Source organism: Nocardioides sp. CPCC 205120, from assembly GCF_048654585.1.
Taxonomy (GTDB): domain Bacteria; phylum Actinomycetota; class Actinomycetes; order Propionibacteriales; family Nocardioidaceae; genus Nocardioides.
The window spans coordinates 708,112-726,159 of sequence record NZ_JBMCYY010000002.1 but is presented as its reverse complement, the minus strand read 5'-3'; the positions used below and the strand labels follow the sequence as shown (position 1 = coordinate 726,159).

Sequence of the window (18,048 nt, the reverse complement as noted above, 5' to 3'; positions counted from 1 at the left end):
TCACGCGTCGGGGGCGGTGACGAAGTCGATCAGCTCCTCGACCCGGCCCAGCAGGGCCGGCTCGAGGTCGGCGTAGGACTCGACCCGCCCGAGGATGTGCTTCCAGGCCCGCGCGATGTCGGTCTGGTTGCGGTGGGGCCACCCCAGATGCTGGCACACGCCGTGCTTCCACTCCACCGAGCGAGGGATGCTCGGCCAGGCGGTGAGGCCCACGCGCTCGGGCTTGACGGCCTGCCAGACGTCGACGAACGGGTGGCCCACGATGAGGACGTGCTTGCCGACGGCCGAGCGTGCGATGCCGTCCGCGATGCGGCTCTCCTTCGAGCCGCGCACCAGGTGGTCGACGAGCACGCCCACCCGGCGGCCCGGACCGGGCTTGAACCCGACGAGGTGGTCGGCGAGGTCGTCGACGCCCCCCAGGTACTCCACCACCACGCCCTCGACGCGCAGGTCGTCGCCCCAGACCTTCTCGACGAGCTCCGCGTCGTGGCGGCCCTCGACGAAGATGCGGGAGGCGCGGGCGACCCGGGCCGGCGCGTCCGGAACCGCGATCGAGCCCGACGCCGTGCGGGTGGGGCGGCGCGGGGCCGCGGCGCGCACCGGGGCGGTGAGGATGACGGGGCGGCCCTCGAGGAGGAATCCGGGACCGAGGGGGAAGGTGCGCCGCTTGCCGCGCCGGTCCTCCAGCGTGACGGTGTCGAGGTCGCGGTCGACCGTGACGATCTCGCCGCACCAGTCGGTCGTGACCTCCTCGACGACCAGCCCGGCGTCGGCGGGGTGCTCGGTCGCCCGGCCGCGCCTGGGCGCGCGCCAGTCGCCGGAGAGGACGTCGGATCCGTAGCGGTCGTGCGGGGTCACGTCCCCACGCTAGGGCGCGGGACCGACGGTCCCCGCCAGGCACGCCGCTCAGGCCATCGGCAGCCGGCGTGCGCCGGGCGGGAGGTGGGCGTAGCCCAGGCGCACGGCCTCGGCGAGGGCGTGGGCCGGGTAGGGCCAGCGGCCCTCCGCGAGGGCCCGGTCGGCGGGCACCCCGGCGGCCGCCACGTCGTGCACCTGGCCGGCGACCTCGGCGACCGCCGCCTGCTGGGCGTGTACGAACGCGCGGTCCACGACCGGTCCGTGGCCGGGGACCACGGTGCTCGCGGGGGTCAGGAGCCCGATCACGAGCTCGAGGCTGCCGGGCCACTCCAGCGGCCACGAGTCGCCGCCGTACGCCGGCACCGCGGCCTCGGGGTCGTCGGCGGCCTCGACGACGTCGCCGGCGACGAGCACGTCGACGTCGGGCACCCGCACGCAGACGTCGCCGCCGGTGTGGCCGCGCCCGGGGTGCACGACCTCGAGCAGCCGGTCGCCCAGGTCGAGCGCCCACGCGCCCGACAGCGTCCGCGTGGGCAGCGCCAGCCGGCTGCCCGTCACGGCGGCCTGCAGGGCCGGAGGAGCGTCGTACGCCGCCACCTGGGCGGGCACGCTCGTCGCCATCAGGTCGGCGGTGACCTCGTGGGCGACGACGTCCGCGTCGGGCCAGGCGTCGAGCAACGGGGCGGTGCCGAGCACGTGGTCGAGGTGGTCGTGGGTGGCGACCACGGCGAGGAGGGGCAGGGCGGGGGCGAGCCGGCGTACCGCGTCGCGCAGCTGCTCGCCCACGGCCTCCGCGGCGTGGGTGTCGACCACCACGACGCCGCGCTCGCCGGCCACGACGGTGACGTTCGCGTCGAACCAGGGGTGGCGGGCGACCCAGACCCGGTCGGCGACCTCGGTCGGGTCGGGCAGGACGGTGTCACGGGCCATGCCCGTGAGGTTAGGCCAGCGGGCGGCCCGGTGGTCGGGTCAGCAGAGGCCGGCGTGCAGGTGGCTGCGCAGCGCCTCGGCCAGGTCGTCCGGGGTGCGGGCGGGGGCGTCGAAGGTGACGGCGCGGCGGTGGGCCCCGTCGGCGTCCACCCAGTGCACGTCCACGCCGGTCGGGGAGAGGTCGGCGAGGGCCGCGCCGGCCAGGTACGGCGCGGGCGTCCCCGTGCACAGCGACACCGCCTGGCGCAGCTCGGCGTCGTGGCACTCGTTGACGTGCTCGGTGCAGCGGCGCAGGTAGCCGCGGTTGAGCGCGTGGGCCGGGCTGCGGAACAGCGAGGTGGGCACCCGGTACTGCCGGGTGGAGCCGTCGGCGTGCGTGCGGATGAGCATGATGATGGTGGGCTCGATCGCGACCGCCTGCAGCGAGGAGTCGCAGCAGGGCCGGGGGCTCGCCAGCTTGCCGGCCAGCACGACCGACTCGGTCGTGCCGTCGTCCTCCACCACGCCGGAGATGATGCGCAGCAGGGCCTTCTGGTGGGTGGCGCCGGCGCGCTCGACGACCGAGCCGGCCCGGCACACCAGGGTCGGGACGCCGCCGCGGTCCTGCAGGCCGAGGTCGTCGCCCCCGAAGAGGTGCTCCGTGCCCTTGATCACCATGCTGGCGGCGGCCGGGCAGGACAGGGCGCTGCGCGCACGCGCGGCGAGCTGGTCGGGATCGGCCGAGGCGAGCAGGGGGAGCACGAGGACCTCCTAGATGACTAAGGCAAGCCTAACCTACCGCCTGCGGCCTCGGGGTCAAGCGGTTCCCGGGGAGTGGGACGGGACGGAGTACCATTGGCACTCGCGCCGGTGGAGTGCCAGGCCCTGCAGGGCTCGGACCGCCGGCGAGGACGCCACGCGGGAGGAGCAGGTGATGGTCGAGGAGCGTCGGCTCGCCGTGCTGCGGGCCATCGTGGAGGACTACGTGTCGACCGAGGAGCCGGTCGGCTCGAAGGCCCTCGTCGAGCGGCACGGGCTCGGGGTCTCCCCGGCCACGGTGCGCAACGACATGGCCGTGCTCGAGGAGGAGGGGCTGATCCACCAGCCCCACACGAGCGCGGGCCGCATCCCCACCGACAAGGGCTACCGGTTGTTCGTGGACCGGCTCGGCACGGTCAAGCCCCTGACGGCCGCCGAGAAGCGCGCCATCTCGACCTTCCTCGAGGGCGCGGTCGACGTGGACGACGTCGTGCGCCGCAGCGTGCGGCTGCTGGCCCAGCTCACCCGCCAGGTGGCGGTGGTGCAGTACCCGATCCTCAGCCAGAGCACGGTGCGCCACGTCGAGGTGGTCGCCCTGTCGCCCCACCGCCTGCTCGTCGTCCTCATCCTCTCCAGCGGGCGCGTCGAGCAGCGCCTGGTCGAGCTCGACCGCGACCTCGACGACGCCGAGGTCGGGGACCTGCGCACGCAGGTCAACCGTGCGGTCGTCGGTCAGCGGCTCGGCGTCGCCGCCGACGCACTGGCCCGCCTGCGCACCGAGGAGGCGCCGGCCGACGGCCCGACGAGCGAGGTCGTGGGCGTGCTGGTCGACGCCCTCTCCGACCACTCCTCCGACCAGCGGGTGGTCGTGGGCGGCACGGCGAACCTCGCCCGCTTCGGTGACGGGTTCGACACCGTGCTGCGCCCCATGCTCGAGGCGCTGGAGGAGCAGGTCGTCCTCCTGCGGCTGCTGGGCGAGGCCACGACCGGCGGCGCCGTGACGGTCCGCATCGGCGCCGAGGGGCCGGTGGAGGAGCTCGCCGGCACCAGCGTCGTCACCACCGGGTACGGCCCCGGAGCCGACATGCTGTCCGCGCTCGGCATCGTGGGACCCACCCGCATGGACTACCCGGGCACCATGGCCGCCGTGCGTGCGGTCGCCCGCTACATGTCGCGCATCCTCGACGAGAACAACAACGCCTGACCGGCGCCGACCGACGACGGCGCGCCCCACCTGCACGGAAACGATGGATAGGACACACGTGAGCCAGGACCTCTACGAGCTGCTCGGCGTCGACCGCGACGCCGACGCCGACGCCATCAAGAAGGCGTACCGGCGTCTGGCCCGCCAGCTCCACCCCGACGTCAACCCCGACCCCGAGACCCAGGAGCGGTTCAAGGAGGTCAGCGCGGCGTACGAGGTGCTCTCGGACCCCCAGAAGCGCGCGGCCTACGACCGTGGCGGCGACCCGTTCGGCGGCGCCGGCTTCGGGGGCGCGGGCCAGGGCTTCTCGTTCACCGACATCATGGACGCCTTCTTCGGCGGCGGTGCGCCGGGACAGCCCGGCGCCGGCGGGCCGGGACGCGGCCCGCGCCCGCGGATGCGTCGCGGCCAGGACGCCCTCATCCGGCTCGACGTCGAGCTCGCCGAGGCCGCCTTCGGCGTGACGCGGGAGCTCAAGGTCGACACCGCGGTGGTCTGCGAGACCTGCCACGGCGACGGCGCGGCCCCCGGCAGCAGCCCGCAGACCTGCACGACGTGTCGCGGAGCGGGCGAGGTCGCCCACGTGCAGCGCTCGTTCCTCGGCGAGATCCGCACCCTGCGCCCCTGCGCCGCGTGCCGCGGCTTCGGGTCCGTCATCCCGGACCCCTGCCGCACCTGCTCCGGCGAGGGCCGCGTGCGCTCGCGCCGCACGCTCACCGTCAAGATCCCCGCGGGCGTCGACAACGGCACCCGCGTGCAGCTGGCCGAGCAGGGCGAGGTCGGCCCGGGCGGCGGGCCCGCGGGCGACCTGTACGTCGAGATCCGGGTCGCCGAGCACGAGCTGTTCCTGCGCCAGGGCAACGACCTGCACTGCACCGTGACCGTGCCGATGACGGCCGCGGCGCTCGGCGCCGACGTCACCCTGCCGCTGCTGGAGGCCGACCTCGTGGAGGACGGCGCCGAGACCGAGCTCGAGACCGAGCTGCGCCTGGAGATCAAGCCGGGCACGCAGTCGGGCACCGAGCAGGTGCTGCGCGGGCGCGGCGTGCCGGGCCTGCGGGGCGCCGGACGCGGTGACCTCGTCGTGACCGTCGCGGTGGAGACGCCGCAGCGGCTCGACGGGCGCCAGGAGGCGCTGCTGCGCGAGCTCGCCGAGCTGCGCGGCGAGGAGGCGACCGACGGCCAGGTCCAGGTGCACCGCCGCGGGGGCGTCTTCGGCCGCTTCCGCGACAAGTTCCACACCCACTGAGGTCGACGGTGTCGCTGCCGGTCCACCTCCACCCCGACCTGGCCGGGGCCCGACCCGGGTCCGTCGTCCGCGTCGAGGGTGACGAGGCCCACCACGCGGTGGCCGTGCGCCGCCTGGCCGTGGGGGAGCAGGTGCGCCTCGTCGACGGTGCCGGGCGCGCCGTGACGGGCGCGGTCACGGCGACCGCGAAGCGCGCCCTCGAGGTCGAGGTGGCGGACGTCGTCGACGTCCCCGCCCCCGTGCCGGCCGTGACGGTCGTGCAGGCGCTGCCCAAGGGGGACCGGGGCGAGCTGGCCGTCGAGGTGCTCACCGAGGTCGGCGTCGAGCGGGTCGTCCCGTGGGCGGCGGCACGCAGCGTCGCGGTCTGGCGGGGCGAGCGCGCGACGAAGGCCCACGCCCGCTGGTCCGCCACCGCCCGCGAGGCCGCGAAGCAGGCCCGGCGGGCATGGTTCCCGACCGTCGCACCCCTGGCCTCGACCGCGGACGCGGCGGCGCTCCTCGCGCCGCTGGACGTGGTGCTGGTGCTCCACGAGGCGGCGACCGCGCCGTTGGCCTCGGTCGCGCTGCCGGCCGACCTGCGCTCGGTGGGCGTCGTCGTCGGCCCCGAGGGCGGGCTCACCGACGAGGAGCTGGCGGCCTTCGAGGCCGCCGGTGCCACGACCGTGCGGCTCGGCGACGAGGTGCTGCGCACGTCGACGGCGGGCGTCGTCGCGGTCGCCGCGCTGCTGGCCCGCACCTCCCGCTGGGCCTGAGGCCCTCCAGCCGCGGCACGGCGGCGCGCGCCGCCGTACCGGGGCCGGCGGGTCAGCCGACGACGATGGTGCGCGTGTCGGTGGCCGGGCCGGAGCCCTCGCCGCCGCTCGTGTCGTCGGTCATCGCGACGAACGTGTAGGTGCCGGGGTCGAGCGAGGTCAGGTCCACCTCGACGGTCCAGGCGTTGAGGCGCTCGTCCATGAAGGAGCCCTCGTGCATCGTCGAGCCCTCGAGCACCACGTCGGAGCCCGAGCGGACCTCCCACCGGACGTTGTTCTCCGGCGAGCTGGCGCGACCGGTGGCCGTCATCGTGCCCGACACCGTGGTGCCCTCGGCGGGGTCGGTGATGTTGACGTGCGCCAGGGTCTCGAGCTCGGGCGAGGTGCTCACGGGGTTCGAGCCGGGCAGGCCGACGGCGTCGCCGCCCGACTCCCCGAGGAAGCGCACGGGCAGCACCTGCCCGGCCGCCGCCTGGAGCGTGTAGACGACCTGCTGCACGGCGAGCTCGGCGTCGTCGCCGGGCACGGGGCCGCTGACGGTGGCGACGATCTCGCCGTCCGCCTCCTGGGCCGCCGTCACCCACCCGTCGACGTACGACGTGTAGTCGGGGTCCGAGGGCGGGGTCGACAGCAGCGTCACCGCGGAGCCGAGGGCGTCGTCGCCCTGGCCGGCGTGGAACTCGCGCACCAGTCCGGCCCGGCCCTCCTCCAGCACGTAGTAGACGGGCACGGCGCCGCCCTCGGACCCGCCGGTGCCGCCCTCGCCCCCGCCGCCCTCGTCGTCGCTCGGCGTGGTCGTCGCGGTGTCGGAGCTGGTGGGTGCGGACGAGCTCGTCCCCGGGTCGGTGGCGCCGTCCGGCCCGTCCTCGCCGCAGGCGGCCAGCGTCAGGGCCAGCACCGCGCCGACGGCGAGCGGGGCGGTCGTGCGGCGGGCGTGCGGGCGAGCGTTCATCGGTTCCTCCCAGGGTCGGCGCCCTCGAGGGGCGACCGGGTGCAGGTGCTGATGTGACGGTAGTGGCTCGTGCGACGACGGGCGAGCGGACCGGGCGCGACCGTGGTCACCCGCCTCCGGGGCGGCGCTAGGTTGTCGCCATGAGCGCCGACTGCCTGTTCTGCAAGATCGTCGCCGGGGACGTGCCGGCCACCGTGGTGCACGAGACGCCGACGACGCTGGCGTTCCGCGACATCTCCCCGGTCGCGCCCACCCACGTGCTCGTCGTGCCCCGCAGCCACCACCCGGACGCGGCGTCGCTGGCGGCGGCCGAGCCACGCACGGCGGCCGACCTCCTGACGAGCGCCGCCGCCGTGGCCGAGGCCGACGGCCTCGACGGCTACCGCCTCGTGTTCAACACCGGCGCCGACGCCGGCCAGACCGTCTTCCACGCCCACCTGCACGTGCTCGGCGGGGAGCGGATGGGCTGGCCCTCCTGAGGGGGCCGGCGCCGCAAACGGCTCGCCGGGGGGTGGGGGCGGCGGCGTACGATGGAGGGGTTCGTCCCGCCGTCCCGCCGCACCAGAAGGGCAGCCCTCCGGGCATCCATGACTGACTCCGACAGCGCACCGCAGCTCGCATCGCCGACCGCCACGAAGCACACGGTCACGGTGCCCAACAGCATCGACATGGTGAGCCTCCTGGGCGCCGGCGACGAGCACCTCGGTGCGATCGAGCAGGCGTTCGGTGCCCGCGTGCACGTGCGCGGCAACCGCATCACGCTCATGGGCGAGCCGGCCGAGATCGCCCTCGCCGAGCGCCTCCTCAGCGAGCTGGTGGCACTCATCCGCACCGGCCAGGGCGTCAGCGGCGAGACCGTCGAGCGGGTCATCGCCATGCTGCGCACCGAGACGAACGAGCGCCCGGCCGACGTGCTGAGCCTCAACATCCTCTCGAACCGCGGCCGCACGATCCGTCCGAAGACGCTCAACCAGAAGCGGTACGTCGACGCGATCGACACCCACACGATCACGTTCGGCATGGGCCCGGCCGGCACGGGCAAGACCTACCTGGCGATGGCCAAGGCCGTGCAGGCGCTGCAGGCCAAGGAGGTCACCCGCATCATCCTGACCCGCCCGGCCGTCGAGGCCGGCGAGCGCCTGGGCTACCTGCCGGGCACGCTGAGCGAGAAGATCGACCCCTACCTGCGCCCGCTCTACGACGCGCTGCACGACATGATGGACCCGGAGTCGATCCCCAAGCTGATGGCGGCCGGCACGATCGAGGTCGCCCCGCTCGCCTTCATGCGCGGACGCACGCTCAACGACGCCTTCATCATCCTCGACGAGGCGCAGAACACGACGCCCGAGCAGATGAAGATGTTCCTCACCCGCCTCGGCTTCGGCTCCCGCATCGTCGTCACCGGCGACACCAGCCAGACCGACCTGCCGGGCGGCACGCGCTCCGGCCTGCGGGTCGTCGAGGGCATCCTCGAGGGCGTCGAGGACGTGTCGTTCAACCGCCTCACCAGCAGCGACGTGGTGCGCCACCGCCTCGTGGCCCGCATCGTCGCGGCCTACGACGCGTACGACGCCGGCGAGGCCTCGAGCACCCCGGAGCCGACCGGCCCGCGCCGCACCAACCGGGGAGGACGTCCCTCGTGACGATCGAGATCATCGACGAGTCCGGCACGGACCTCGTCGAGCCGGAGCACCTCGCGCGCCTGGCGCGCTTCGTCATGGACGAGATGCGTGTGCACCCCGAGGCCGAGCTGTGCCTCAAGGCGGTCGACGAGGACACCATCGCGGAGCTCAACGAGCAGTGGATGGGCAAGGAGGGGCCGACCGACGTCCTCGCCTTCCCCATGGACGAGCTGCGCCCCGGCCTCGCCGACGAGGAGCCCGAGGAGGGCGTGCTCGGTGACCTCGTGCTCAGCCCGGCCGTCGCGGCGGCCCAGGGCGCCACGGCGGGCCACGGCGCGCTGGCCGAGATCGAGCTGCTGACGGTCCACGGGATCCTCCACCTGCTCGGCTACGACCACGCCGAGCCGGAGGAGCACAAGGAGATGTTCGGGCTGCAGGACACCCTGCTGGCCCGCTGGCGCAGCCGGTCCTGAGAGGATCGGCGCCCATGAGCGACCTGTGGGTGCTGGTCTCGGCCGGCGGCCTCGTCGTGGTGGCCGGCCTGATCGCCGCGGCCGACGCGGCGCTGTCCGGCTTCTCCCGTGCGCGGGCCGAGGAGCTGGGCGCCGAGGGCCGCACCGGTGCGACGTACCTGCTGCGGGTGCTCGACGACCCGCCGCGCTACCTCAACTCCCTCATCCTGCTGCGCCTGCTCGCCGAGGTCGCCGCGATCGTGCTCGTGACCCTGCAGGTGGACGAGTCGGTGCGCAGCTGGTGGGGGAGCGTGCTGCTGACCGTCGCGATCATGCTGGTCGTGTCGTTCGTCGCGATCGGCGTCGCGCCGCGGACGCTGGGCCGCCAGCACCCCGAGCGGGTGGCGCTGGGCTCGGCGGCGCCGGTGTGGGCGCTCACCCGCCTGCTGGGGCCCCTGCCGCGCCTGCTGATCCTGGTCGGCAACGCGCTGACCCCGGGCCGGGGCTTCCGCGAGGGCCCGTTCTCGTCGGAGACCGAGCTGCGCGAGCTCGTCGACCTGGCGGAGGCGAGCGCCGTCATCGAGTCGGGCGAGCGCAAGATGATCCACTCGGTCTTCGAGTTCGGCGACACCATCGCCCGCGAGGTGATGGTGCCCCGCCCCGACGTGGTCTTCGTCGAGCGGCACCGCAACCTGCGCCAGACCATGTCGCTGTTCCTGCGCAGCGGCTACTCCCGCATGCCCGTGGTGGGGGAGAACCTCGACGAGGTGCTGGGCTTCGCCTACCTCAAGGACATCGCGCGCCTCGACTTCGAGGACCGGGAGGGCGACGCCGACATCACCGAGCGCATCGAGGACCACATGCGCCCCGCGCACCACGTGCCCGACTCGAAGTCGGTGGCGTCGCTGCTGGCGGAGATGCAGGCCTCGCGCCAGCACATCGCGGTCGTGGTGGACGAGTACGGCGGCACGGCCGGCATCGTCACCATCGAGGACATCCTCGAGGAGATCGTGGGCGAGATCGCCGACGAGCACGACGTGGCCGAGGTCGATGTCGAGAAGATCGGGGACGACGTCTGGCGCGTCTCGTCCCGCTTCCCCGTCGACCACCTCGACGACCTCTTCGAGGGCTTCGACGTGGAGGAGGAGGACGTCGACAGCGTCGGCGGCCTCATGGCCAAGCACCTGGGGCTCGTGCCCATCCCCGGCTCGACCGTCGACGCGCACGGCCTCCGGCTCCGCGCCGAGGGAGTGCGTGGGCGCCGCAACAAGATCAGCACCGTGGTCGTCACCCGGCTGGGTGCCGACGACGACGAGGAGGAGGCATCGTGACCGACCCCCTGACCGAGCTGTCCGCCGAGGACCGCAAGCTCGTGACGCTCGCCCGCGCGACGCGGGCCCGCACCGGCGCGCGCGAGGGCGCAGCGGTGCGCGACCAGGACGGTCGCACGTACGCCGCGGCCACGGTCGACCTCCCCTCGCTGCAGGTCAGCGCCCTCGGGGTCTGCGTCGCGATGGCGGTCGCGTCGGGGGCCCGCTCGCTCGAGGCCGCCGTCGTGCTGGGCGAGGCGGGGGCGGTGGCCGATGCCGACCTGGCCGCGGTCCGCGACCTCGCGGGCACCGGCGTACCCGTGCACGCGGGGGACCCGCGCGGCACCGTCGCGGCCACCGTCCGCACCTGAGCGGCGACCGCCCCGACCCGGACGTGGCGGACACCACGCCGATTTGGTTGTAGAAAGCAACATCACCGACCAAAGTCGGTACGCCCGCGCCCGGAGCCCGGTCTAGGGTCGATCAGGTGAACACGGTCGGCACGCAGGCGCACCAGGCGGCCACGGAGGCGCTCCTGGCGTCGTACGCCGCGATCCCCGCGGGCTCGCCGGTCCGGCTGGCGAAGCGCACCTCGAACCTCTTCCGCACCCGCACGGCGACGACCGCTCCCGGTCTCGACGTCTCCGGGCTCGGCGGCGTCATCGGGGTCGACCCGGTCGCGCGCACGGCCGACGTGCAGGGCATGTGCACCTACGAGGACCTCGTCGACGCCACGCTCGCCCACGGCCTGGTGCCGCTCGTGGTGCCGCAGCTGCGCACCATCACGCTCGGCGGCGCGGTCACCGGCCTGGGCATCGAGTCGACGTCGTTCCGCAACGGCCTGCCGCACGAGAGCGTGCTCGAGATGGACGTGCTGACCGGGGCGGGCGAGATCGTCACCGCCCGGCCCACCGGCGAGCACGCGGACCTCTTCGACGCCTTCCCCAACTCCTACGGCTCGCTCGGCTACGCCACCCGGCTGCGCATCGAGCTGGAGCCCGTCCCGGCGTACGCCGCGCTGCGGCACGTGCGGTTCGTCGACGCGACCGCGCTGGTCGAGGCGGTCGCGACGATCGTCGCGGACGGCGCCTGGGAGGGGGAGCGGGTCGACGGCCTCGACGGCACCGCCTTCAGCCCCGACGAGCTCTACCTGACGCTGGCCCGCTGGACGGACGACGCCGCCGGGCAGCGGCCCTCGACGTACGTCGACGAGGTCTACTACCGCTCGGTCCAGCAGCGGACGACCGACCTGCTGACGGTCGAGGACTACCTGTGGCGCTGGGACACCGACTGGTTCTGGTGCTCCGGCGCGTTCGGCCTGCAGGACCCGCGCGTGCGCCGGCTGTGGCCGCGCTCGAAGCGGCGCTCCGACGTCTACCACCGCCTCGTCGGCCTCGACACCCGCTTCGGGATCGTCGAGAAGCTCGACCGCCTGCAGCGCCGGCCGCGACGCGAGCGCGTGGTGCAGGACGTGGAGGTCCCCCTGGAGCGGCTCCCGGAGTTCCTGTCCTGGTTCGACGAGCGCGTCGGCATGCGCCCGGTGTGGCTGTGCCCGCTGCGCCTGCGCGAGCCCGACGGCCCGGGCAGCGCCCGCACGTGGTCGTCGTACCCCCTCGAGCCGGGGACGACCTACGTCAACGCCGGGTTCTGGGGCACCGTGCCGGTCGGCCCCGAGGCGCCCGACGCGCCGACCAACCGGGCCATCGAGGCGCGGGTGCACGAGCTGGACGGGCACAAGTCCCTCTACTCCGAGGCGTTCTACGACCCCGAGACGTTCGACCGGCTCTACGACGGCGCCAACCTGGCGCGCGTCAAGGAGCGCTACGACCCGCAGCAGCGGCTGTCCACCCTCTACGAGAAGGCGGTGCGGAGGCAGTGACCCAGGACAACGGCAGGACCATCACGATCGGCGAGGCCATCGGCACGTTGATGAAGCACGGGATGCCCGTGCGGTTCACGGCGTACGACGGCTCGTCGGCCGGCCCGGCCGACGCGGCGGTGGGGCTCCACCTGCGCAACGAGCGCGGCCTGTCCTACATCCTCACGGCGCCGGGCGACCTCGGCATCGCCCGGGCCTACGTCATGGGCGACCTCGAGGTCTCCGGCGTGCACCCCGGCAACCCGTACGACGGGCTCGTGCTGCTGCTGAGCCAGCTCTCGTTCCGCCGCCCGAGCGCGGGCGAGGCCGTCCGGCTGCTGCGCGGGCTCGGGCTGGGCCACCTCAAGCCGCCGCCGGTGCCGCCCCAGGAGCACCTGCCCCGGTGGCGCCGCGCCGTCGAGGGCCTGCGGCACTCGCTGAGCCGCGACGCCGAGGTGATCGGGCACCACTACGACGTGTCGAACCGGTTCTACGAGCTCGTGCTCGGCCCGTCGATGGCCTACACCTGCGCCCTGTTCGAGACCGAGGACGCGACGCTGGAGGAGGCCCAGGCCGCCAAGTTCGACCTCGTCGCCCGCAAGCTCGACCTCCAGCCCGGCCAGCGGCTGCTCGACGTCGGGTGCGGCTGGGGCGGCATGGTGATGCACGCCGCGCGCGAGTACGGCGTGAAGGCGCTCGGCGTCACCCTCAGCCTGCAGCAGGCGTCGTGGGCCAAGGAGGCGATCGACGCCGCCGGGCTCTCCGACCTGGCCGAGGTGCGCCACCTCGACTACCGCGACGTCCTGGAGGACGACTTCGACGCCGTCAGCTCCATCGGGCTCACCGAGCACATCGGGGTGCGCAACTACCCGGCGTACTTCTCGTTCCTGCGGGACCGCCTGCGGCCCGGGGGGCGGCTGCTCAACCACTCGATCACGCGGGCGCACAACCTGCCGACCCGCACGGGCGCGTTCATCGACCGCTACGTGTTCCCCGACGGGGAGCTCACCGGGTCGGGCCGCATCGTGATGGACGCCCAGGACGCGGGCCTCGAGGTGCAGCACACCGAGAACCTGCGGCCGCACTACGCGCGCACCCTGCAGGGGTGGTCGGAGAACCTCGAGCGCCACTGGGACGAGGCCGTCGCCGAGGTCGGCGAGGGCACCGCGAAGGTGTGGGGCATCTACATGACGGGCTCGCGCATCGCGTTCGAGCGCAATGAGATCCAGCTCCACCAGGTGCTGGCCACGCGCACCGACGAGCGCGGCGTGAGCGGGTACCCGCTGCGGCACACGTTCGGCGTGTGAGCCGGCGGGCGACGGCGTGATCCACGTCGAGCGCGTCGGCCCCCGGACCGTGCGGGCGGCGGCGCGGGTGCTGGCCGCGGCGTTCGCCGACGACCCCGCGGTGGCGCGGCTCGTGCCACCGGGCGCCCGGCGACGGCAAGCGCGGCTGGTCGCGGTCTTCACCGGGGACGTGCGCTCGGTGGGTCGCGCCGGGGTCGACGTCGCCCGGCGCGGACCCGGCGGCGAGGTGGTCGGCGCGGCGGTGTGGCGCACCCCGGCGGGCGGCGAGCCGGCCCTCCGGCACCCGCTCGTGGCGCTCCGCGCGGCGTGGGCGCTGCGCCCCGCGGGCCTGCGGGCCGCGCGCCGCTACGACAGCGCGGTGGCCGAGCACCTGCCGGCGGGGCCCTGCTGGCACCTGCACGACATCGGCGCGTCGCCGTCGGCCCGCGGCCTGGGCGTCGGGCGCGCGCTGCTGGAGCACCGCCTCGCCGAGGTCGACGCCACCGGGCAGCAGGCCTTCCTCGAGGCCACGACCCCCGCCAGCCGACGGCTCTACGAACGCCACGGCTTCGTCGCCGTCGGCGAGATCACCGACCCCGTCGGCGCCGGTGCCGTGCCGATGCGCCGCCCGCCGCGCCGCCCGCCGCTCCGCCCGCCGCACCGCCGCGGTGGTTGAGGGTCGGGGGCGCGGACGTGCGCCGGGGTGGGCGCGCGCCGTACCCTGCTGCGGATGAGCACCCGGGCCGAGCAGTACGTCGCGCGGGTCGCCCGCCGTGAGCAGCTGACGCCCCACCTGGTCCGCCTCGTGCTGACCGGGCCGGGCCTCGCGGGGTTCGCCTCGACGGGCACGAGCGACGAGTGGGTCGGGCTCGTGGTCCCCGACCAGTTCCAGAGCCGCTACTACACCGTGCGCTCGTGGGACCCCGCCGCCGGCGACGGGGGCGAGCTCGTGCTCGACGTCGTCGTCCACGACGTCGGCCTCGTCACCGAGTGGGCGCGCCGCGACTGCGTCGGCGAGACCGTGACCGTCACCGAGCCCAAGGGCTCGTTCGCGCTGCCCGACGACGCCACCTGGCTGCTGCTGGTCGGCGACCTCACGGCGCTGCCCGCCATCGCCCGCACCCTGGAGACGGTGGCCGCCACGCGCCCCGACCTGCCGGTGCGTGTGTGGGCCGAGGTGCCCGACGACCCGGCGGTGCTCGCGTCCTACCTGCCCGGCGGCGTCGACGTCACCTGGTGCGCGCCCCCCGGCGACGGGGAGAGCGAGCTCGCGGCGGTCGTCGAGGGCATCGCGTGGCCCGAGGGCCCCGGGTACTTCTGGATGGCGGGGGAGTCCGCGCAGATGCGCGCGATCCGCAAGCACCTCATGCGGGTCGTGAAGCTCCCGAGCGCCGCCTACGACGTGATGGGCTACTGGCGGGGCGGTGGCCAGGTGCGCCGGCCGCGCGCCGTGGATCCGGGTCCGATCTGGCGGGCGGGCAAGGCCGCCGGCCGGACGGACGAGCAGATCTGGGCGGACTACGACGCCGCCCGCGACCAGGAGGAGACCCCGTGAGCACAGCAGGTACCGAGGGGGAGTTCCGGTCCGGGTTCGTCTCGTTCGTCGGCCGTCCCAACGCCGGCAAGTCGACGCTGACCAACGCGATGGTGGGGCAGAAGGTGGCCATCACGAGCTCCCGTCCCCAGACCACCCGCACCGTGGTGCGCGGCATCGTGCACCGCCCCGACGCGCAGCTGATCCTCGTCGACACCCCGGGGCTGCACCGCCCCCGCACCCTCCTCGGCGAGCGGCTCAACGACCTGGTGACGACCACGTGGGCGGAGGTCGACGTCGTCGCGGTCTGCTTCCCGGCCAACGAGAAGATCGGCCCCGGCGACCGGTTCATCGTCAACGAGCTCACGAAGGTGCGGCGCACGACGAAGGTCGCGATCGCCACCAAGACCGACCTGGCGACGCCCGAGCAGCTCGGTGCCCACCTGCTCGCCATCGCCGAGCTGGGCCGCGAGACCTCCACCGACTGGGCCGAGATCGTCCCCGTCTCCGCCGTGGCGGGCGACCAGGTGGGCCTGCTGGCCGACCTGCTGGTGGGGCTGATGCCGGAGGGGCCGCCGCTCTACCCGGACGGCGAGCTGACCGACACCCCCGAGGAGGCGATCGTCGCCGACCTCGTGCGCGAGGCCGCCCTCGAGGGCGTCCGCGACGAGCTGCCCCACTCGATCGCCGTCGTGGTCGAGGAGATGAAGCTGCGTCCCGACCGCCCGGCGGACCGCCCGCTGCTCGACGTGCACGCCAACCTCTTCGTCGAGCGCGAGTCGCAGAAGGGCATCATCATCGGCCACAAGGGCTCGCGCCTGAAGGAGATCGGCACGGGCGCCCGCGCCCAGATCGAGGCCATGCTCGGCACCCCGGTCCACCTCGACCTGCGGGTCAAGGTCGCCAAGGACTGGCAGCGCGACCCGCGCCAGCTGCGCCGGATGGGCTTCTGACCCGGTCCTGACCCGGTTCTGACCCGGTTCCGGCGGGGGCCGGTCGGGGCCGCGGCTCAGGCCGGCGCCCAGCAGGTGCCCCAGGTCTGCCCGGCGGCCCACTGCTCGGCGGTGGGCCACTCGTAGCCCCACTCGTAGTCGAGGGCGTCGGCCGCGAGCTCCCGGGCCGCCTCCTGGCACGGCTCGTCGCCGGCCGCCTGCGCGGCCTCGGTGCCCGGGTAGGCCCCGGTGCCGAGGTCGACGACCTCGGTCGCGCGCCACGTGTGCTCGAGCCCGCAGGCGACCCGCTGGAAGCCGGCCTCGCCCGGGCGGGCGGTGCCGCACAGGCCCCAGGTGCGGACCCCGTCGGCCAGCACGCCGCGCATGGTGGGCTCGAGCGCGCCGAGGGTCGCCTCGGCGACCACGGCGATGACGTCGCAGCGGTACCAGTCCGCGCCCGCGTCGCTCTGCTCCAGGGTGGGGGAGAACCACACGGAGCGCAGCACGCTGAGCCGCAGGGTCGTCTCGTCGGTCCCCAGGTACGACGCCAGTCCCGCCCGGCACGTCGCGGCGAGCGTGCGCTGCACCTGGGCGGAGTCGACCGCGAGGAGGTGACCCGCGTCGTACAGGTCGAGGGCGCCGACCTCGTAGGTCACCGCCGTCGGGGAGGCGGCGCAGTCGACCGGCTCGGCGGTGGACGTCGGCGCGACGGCCTCCTCGGCGCTCAGGGCGTAGCAGGCGTCGAGCGGCGGGCGGGGCACCCCGGCCGCGGTCGGCGGCGCCGTCGCGGTGGCCGACGAGGTCGTGGAGGTGGCGGGCGCGTCCGCGGTCCCGCCCCCGTCGCCACCGTCACCGCCCCCGCCGGAGCACCCGGCCAGGGCGAGCACGGTCGCGGCGGCGAGCACCGTCGTACGACGGACGGCGGCCCGCACGTTCACCGGTCCGTCCGCGCCCAGCAGATGCTGCGGCGGTTCCCCGCCTTCCACTGGCCCTCGCCGAACCACGTGTAGGCGTAGTCGTAGTCGGGCGGGTAGCCCAGCCAGGCGCTCACGGACTCGGCGCAGAAGTCGCGGCTGCGGACCTCGACGACCCGGTCGCCGGGGTACTCCGTGTTCTCGTCCCCGACCTGGACGGTGGTCGTGGCGCGCCAGGTGTGGGGCTCCGAGCAGGCGACCCGCTCCGCGGTGTCGACCGTCTCGCCGTTCGCGCAGGTCATCCAGTCGTCGTCGGGCTGCACGCCCAGGAGCAGGCCCTCGGCGGTCTCGGGGAGCTCGTCGTACTCCTCCGACGCCTCGCCGCCGCCGATGGCGTCGCAGCGGTACCAGCGCGCGCCCTCGTCCCACGCCTGCTCCGACGGCCGGAACCACGCCCAGCTGACCCGGGCGCGCATGACGACGCTCTCGTCGGCGCCGAGGAAGGCCTCGAACGCGTCGCTGCAGGTCGTGTAGGCCCACGTGCCCAGCGAGTCGGAGTCGTAGGGGAGGTCGTGCAGCTCCTCGGGCAGGGTGCCGACCTTGTAGGTCTCGGCGGTGTGGGGCTCCGAGCAGTCCACCGTGCGCGTGGCGTTGCTGGGCTTCGCGACGTCGGCGGGCGACAGGTTGCGGCACGCCCGCAGCTCGGGGACCTCGACGGCGTCGACCTGCGCGGGGTCGGTGTTGTCGCCCTGCTCGCCCGACGACGTGCAGGCGACCAGGAGGACCAGCAGCAGGGCCAGCAGCGGCCGCAGGAGGAGCGCGGGACCGAGCGTGCGCGGTGCCCGGAGGGGGGTCAGGGGCACGGCGGGGCGCTCCTCCTGGCTCGTCGGTCGGTCGTCGGTGGGCGGGGTCGGCGGGTCACGGCGCCGCCAGCGCGGCGATCGTACCGCCCAGGTCGTAGCCGGCCGCGAGGTCGGCGTCGCCGACGTCGCCGAGCACGGCGAGCACCTCGGCGGAGCGCCGCCACGGCAGGGCACCCGCGATCGTGAGCACCGAGCGCACGGCGCCCTCGGTGTCGTAGCGGCCGTGCACGTAGAGCCCGAAGGGCAGCCGGCCCCGACCGGTCGGCGGCGCGGGCTCGCCCCCGGTCGTGCCGCCGTCGTCGCCCAGCGCCCCGCCGATCGCGAGGAAGGTGGAGTCGAGGAAGTGCTTGAGCGCGCCGCTCATGTAGCCGAAGTTCGCCGGCGTGCCGAGCACGATGCCGTCGCAGCCCAGGACGTCGTCGGCGGTGGCCTCGAGGGCGGGCCGCTCCACCACGTCGACGCCCTCGAGCGCGTCGTCGCCGGCGCCCGCGAGGACCGCGTCGGTCAGCGCGCGCACCGAGCGCGTGGGGGAGTGGTGGACGACGAGGACCCGGGCCATCGCGCCACCCTACGGCGAGCCCCCGCCTCGGACCG

General features: G+C 74.8%; 20 protein-coding genes. 13 read left to right on the top strand and 7 right to left on the bottom strand.

Annotation, left to right across the window (positions count from 1 at the left end):
- The 3 genes from ACOACO_RS14445 to ACOACO_RS14435 are packed head-to-tail and all read right to left on the bottom strand — an operon-like array spanning position 1 to position 2,529.
- A complete protein-coding gene (locus ACOACO_RS14445) occupies positions 1–858 on the bottom strand; it encodes a DUF3097 domain-containing protein (protein WP_420296969.1) in 858 nt (285 codons plus the stop codon).
- Between the two features lie 48 nt (positions 859–906).
- A complete protein-coding gene (locus ACOACO_RS14440; protein ID WP_420296968.1) occupies positions 907–1,788 on the bottom strand; it encodes an MBL fold metallo-hydrolase in 882 nt (293 codons plus the stop codon).
- A gap of 39 nt (positions 1,789–1,827) precedes the next feature.
- Positions 1,828–2,529: a hypothetical protein gene (locus ACOACO_RS14435; RefSeq protein WP_420296967.1), complete on the bottom strand. Its 702-nt coding sequence runs from the start codon at positions 2,527–2,529 to the stop codon at positions 1,828–1,830.
- A 172-nt stretch (positions 2,530–2,701) separates the two neighbouring features.
- Between ACOACO_RS14435 and hrcA the strand changes: the two genes are divergently transcribed.
- Genes hrcA through ACOACO_RS14420 form a run of 3 tightly spaced genes read left to right on the top strand, consistent with a single transcriptional unit; the run spans position 2,702 to position 5,731 of the window.
- Positions 2,702–3,730 (top strand): heat-inducible transcriptional repressor HrcA, encoded by a 1,029-nt coding sequence (gene hrcA / locus ACOACO_RS14430; protein WP_420296966.1) that lies wholly within the window; start codon positions 2,702–2,704, stop codon positions 3,728–3,730.
- Between the two features lie 58 nt (positions 3,731–3,788).
- Positions 3,789–4,979, top strand: coding sequence for a molecular chaperone DnaJ (gene dnaJ, locus ACOACO_RS14425; RefSeq protein WP_420296965.1), 1,191 nt, complete (start codon positions 3,789–3,791; stop codon positions 4,977–4,979).
- Between the two features lie 8 nt (positions 4,980–4,987).
- Positions 4,988–5,731, top strand: coding sequence for a 16S rRNA (uracil(1498)-N(3))-methyltransferase (locus ACOACO_RS14420; protein WP_420296964.1), 744 nt, complete (start codon positions 4,988–4,990; stop codon positions 5,729–5,731).
- 52 nt (positions 5,732–5,783) lie between these two features.
- Here ACOACO_RS14420 and ACOACO_RS14415 read toward each other — a convergent pair whose 3' ends face one another.
- Positions 5,784–6,683: a Gmad2 immunoglobulin-like domain-containing protein gene (locus ACOACO_RS14415; protein WP_420296963.1), complete on the bottom strand. Its 900-nt coding sequence runs from the start codon at positions 6,681–6,683 to the stop codon at positions 5,784–5,786.
- Between the two features lie 140 nt (positions 6,684–6,823).
- Here ACOACO_RS14415 and ACOACO_RS14410 point away from each other — a divergent pair, with 140 nt between their 5' ends.
- The 10 genes from ACOACO_RS14410 to era all read left to right on the top strand — a co-directional run bounded on the left by ACOACO_RS14410 (position 6,824) and on the right by era (position 15,698).
- Entirely contained in the window at positions 6,824–7,162 is a 339-nt protein-coding gene (locus ACOACO_RS14410) for a histidine triad nucleotide-binding protein (RefSeq protein WP_420296962.1), read from the top strand.
- Positions 7,163–7,270: 108 nt separating this feature from the next.
- On the top strand, positions 7,271–8,326 hold the full coding sequence (locus tag ACOACO_RS14405; RefSeq protein WP_420296961.1) for a PhoH family protein: 1,056 nt from the start codon (positions 7,271–7,273) through the stop codon (positions 8,324–8,326).
- On the top strand, positions 8,323–8,778 hold the full coding sequence (gene ybeY, locus ACOACO_RS14400; protein ID WP_420296960.1) for an rRNA maturation RNase YbeY: 456 nt from the start codon (positions 8,323–8,325) through the stop codon (positions 8,776–8,778). Before ACOACO_RS14405 ends, ybeY begins: the two co-directional genes overlap by 4 nt.
- 14 nt (positions 8,779–8,792) lie before the next feature.
- A complete protein-coding gene (locus ACOACO_RS14395; protein WP_420296959.1) occupies positions 8,793–10,088 on the top strand; it encodes a hemolysin family protein in 1,296 nt (431 codons plus the stop codon).
- Positions 10,085–10,438 (top strand): cytidine deaminase, encoded by a 354-nt coding sequence (locus ACOACO_RS14390; protein WP_420296958.1) that lies wholly within the window; start codon positions 10,085–10,087, stop codon positions 10,436–10,438. Before ACOACO_RS14395 ends, ACOACO_RS14390 begins: the two co-directional genes overlap by 4 nt.
- A 116-nt stretch (positions 10,439–10,554) precedes the next feature.
- A complete protein-coding gene (locus ACOACO_RS14385) occupies positions 10,555–11,946 on the top strand; it encodes an FAD-binding oxidoreductase (protein ID WP_420296957.1) in 1,392 nt (463 codons plus the stop codon).
- The gene (locus ACOACO_RS14380) at positions 11,943–13,232 is read left to right on the top strand and encodes a class I SAM-dependent methyltransferase (RefSeq protein ID WP_420296956.1); all 1,290 of its coding nucleotides are present in this window, start codon (positions 11,943–11,945) and stop codon (positions 13,230–13,232) included. Before ACOACO_RS14385 ends, ACOACO_RS14380 begins: the two co-directional genes overlap by 4 nt.
- A gap of 16 nt (positions 13,233–13,248) precedes the next feature.
- Positions 13,249–13,887, top strand: coding sequence for a GNAT family N-acetyltransferase (locus ACOACO_RS14375; protein ID WP_420296955.1), 639 nt, complete (start codon positions 13,249–13,251; stop codon positions 13,885–13,887).
- A gap of 54 nt (positions 13,888–13,941) precedes the next feature.
- Complete coding sequence (locus ACOACO_RS14370) at positions 13,942–14,766, top strand: siderophore-interacting protein (RefSeq protein ID WP_420296954.1); 825 nt, start codon at positions 13,942–13,944, stop codon at positions 14,764–14,766.
- A complete protein-coding gene (gene era / locus ACOACO_RS14365; RefSeq protein ID WP_420296953.1) occupies positions 14,763–15,698 on the top strand; it encodes a GTPase Era in 936 nt (311 codons plus the stop codon). The genes ACOACO_RS14370 and era overlap by 4 nt, the downstream gene beginning before the upstream one ends.
- 56 nt (positions 15,699–15,754) lie before the next feature.
- Here era and ACOACO_RS14360 read toward each other — a convergent pair whose 3' ends face one another.
- The 3 genes from ACOACO_RS14360 to ACOACO_RS14350 are packed head-to-tail and all read right to left on the bottom strand — an operon-like array spanning position 15,755 to position 18,013.
- The gene (locus ACOACO_RS14360; RefSeq protein WP_420296952.1) at positions 15,755–16,615 is read right to left on the bottom strand and encodes a septum formation family protein; all 861 of its coding nucleotides are present in this window, start codon (positions 16,613–16,615) and stop codon (positions 15,755–15,757) included.
- Positions 16,612–17,454, bottom strand: a complete 843-nt coding sequence (locus ACOACO_RS14355; protein WP_420296951.1) for a septum formation family protein — start codon at positions 17,452–17,454, stop codon at positions 16,612–16,614. Before ACOACO_RS14355 ends, ACOACO_RS14360 begins: the two co-directional genes overlap by 4 nt.
- Positions 17,455–17,509: 55 nt before the next feature.
- Positions 17,510–18,013 carry a flavodoxin family protein gene (locus tag ACOACO_RS14350; RefSeq protein WP_420296950.1) on the bottom strand — a complete coding sequence of 168 codons (504 nt, stop codon included), beginning with the start codon at positions 18,011–18,013 and terminating at the stop codon, positions 17,510–17,512.
- Positions 18,014–18,048: the final 35 nt, after the last annotated feature.

Excerpts from the sequence above, each read along its gene's own strand:
- ACOACO_RS14405 (WP_420296961.1), top strand. The coding sequence starts at position 7,271 with ATGACTGACTCCGACAGCGCACCGCAGCTCGCATCGCCGACCGCCACG.
- ACOACO_RS14440 (WP_420296968.1), bottom strand. The coding sequence starts at position 1,788 with ATGGCCCGTGACACCGTCCTGCCCGACCCGACCGAGGTCGCCGACCGG.
- ACOACO_RS14350 (WP_420296950.1), bottom strand. The coding sequence starts at position 18,013 with ATGGCCCGGGTCCTCGTCGTCCACCACTCCCCCACGCGCTCGGTGCGC.
- ACOACO_RS14370 (WP_420296954.1), top strand. The coding sequence starts at position 13,942 with ATGAGCACCCGGGCCGAGCAGTACGTCGCGCGGGTCGCCCGCCGTGAG.
- ACOACO_RS14410 (WP_420296962.1), top strand. The coding sequence starts at position 6,824 with ATGAGCGCCGACTGCCTGTTCTGCAAGATCGTCGCCGGGGACGTGCCG.
- ACOACO_RS14415 (WP_420296963.1), bottom strand. The coding sequence starts at position 6,683 with ATGAACGCTCGCCCGCACGCCCGCCGCACGACCGCCCCGCTCGCCGTC.
- ACOACO_RS14395 (WP_420296959.1), top strand. The coding sequence starts at position 8,793 with ATGAGCGACCTGTGGGTGCTGGTCTCGGCCGGCGGCCTCGTCGTGGTG.
- hrcA (WP_420296966.1), top strand. The coding sequence starts at position 2,702 with ATGGTCGAGGAGCGTCGGCTCGCCGTGCTGCGGGCCATCGTGGAGGAC.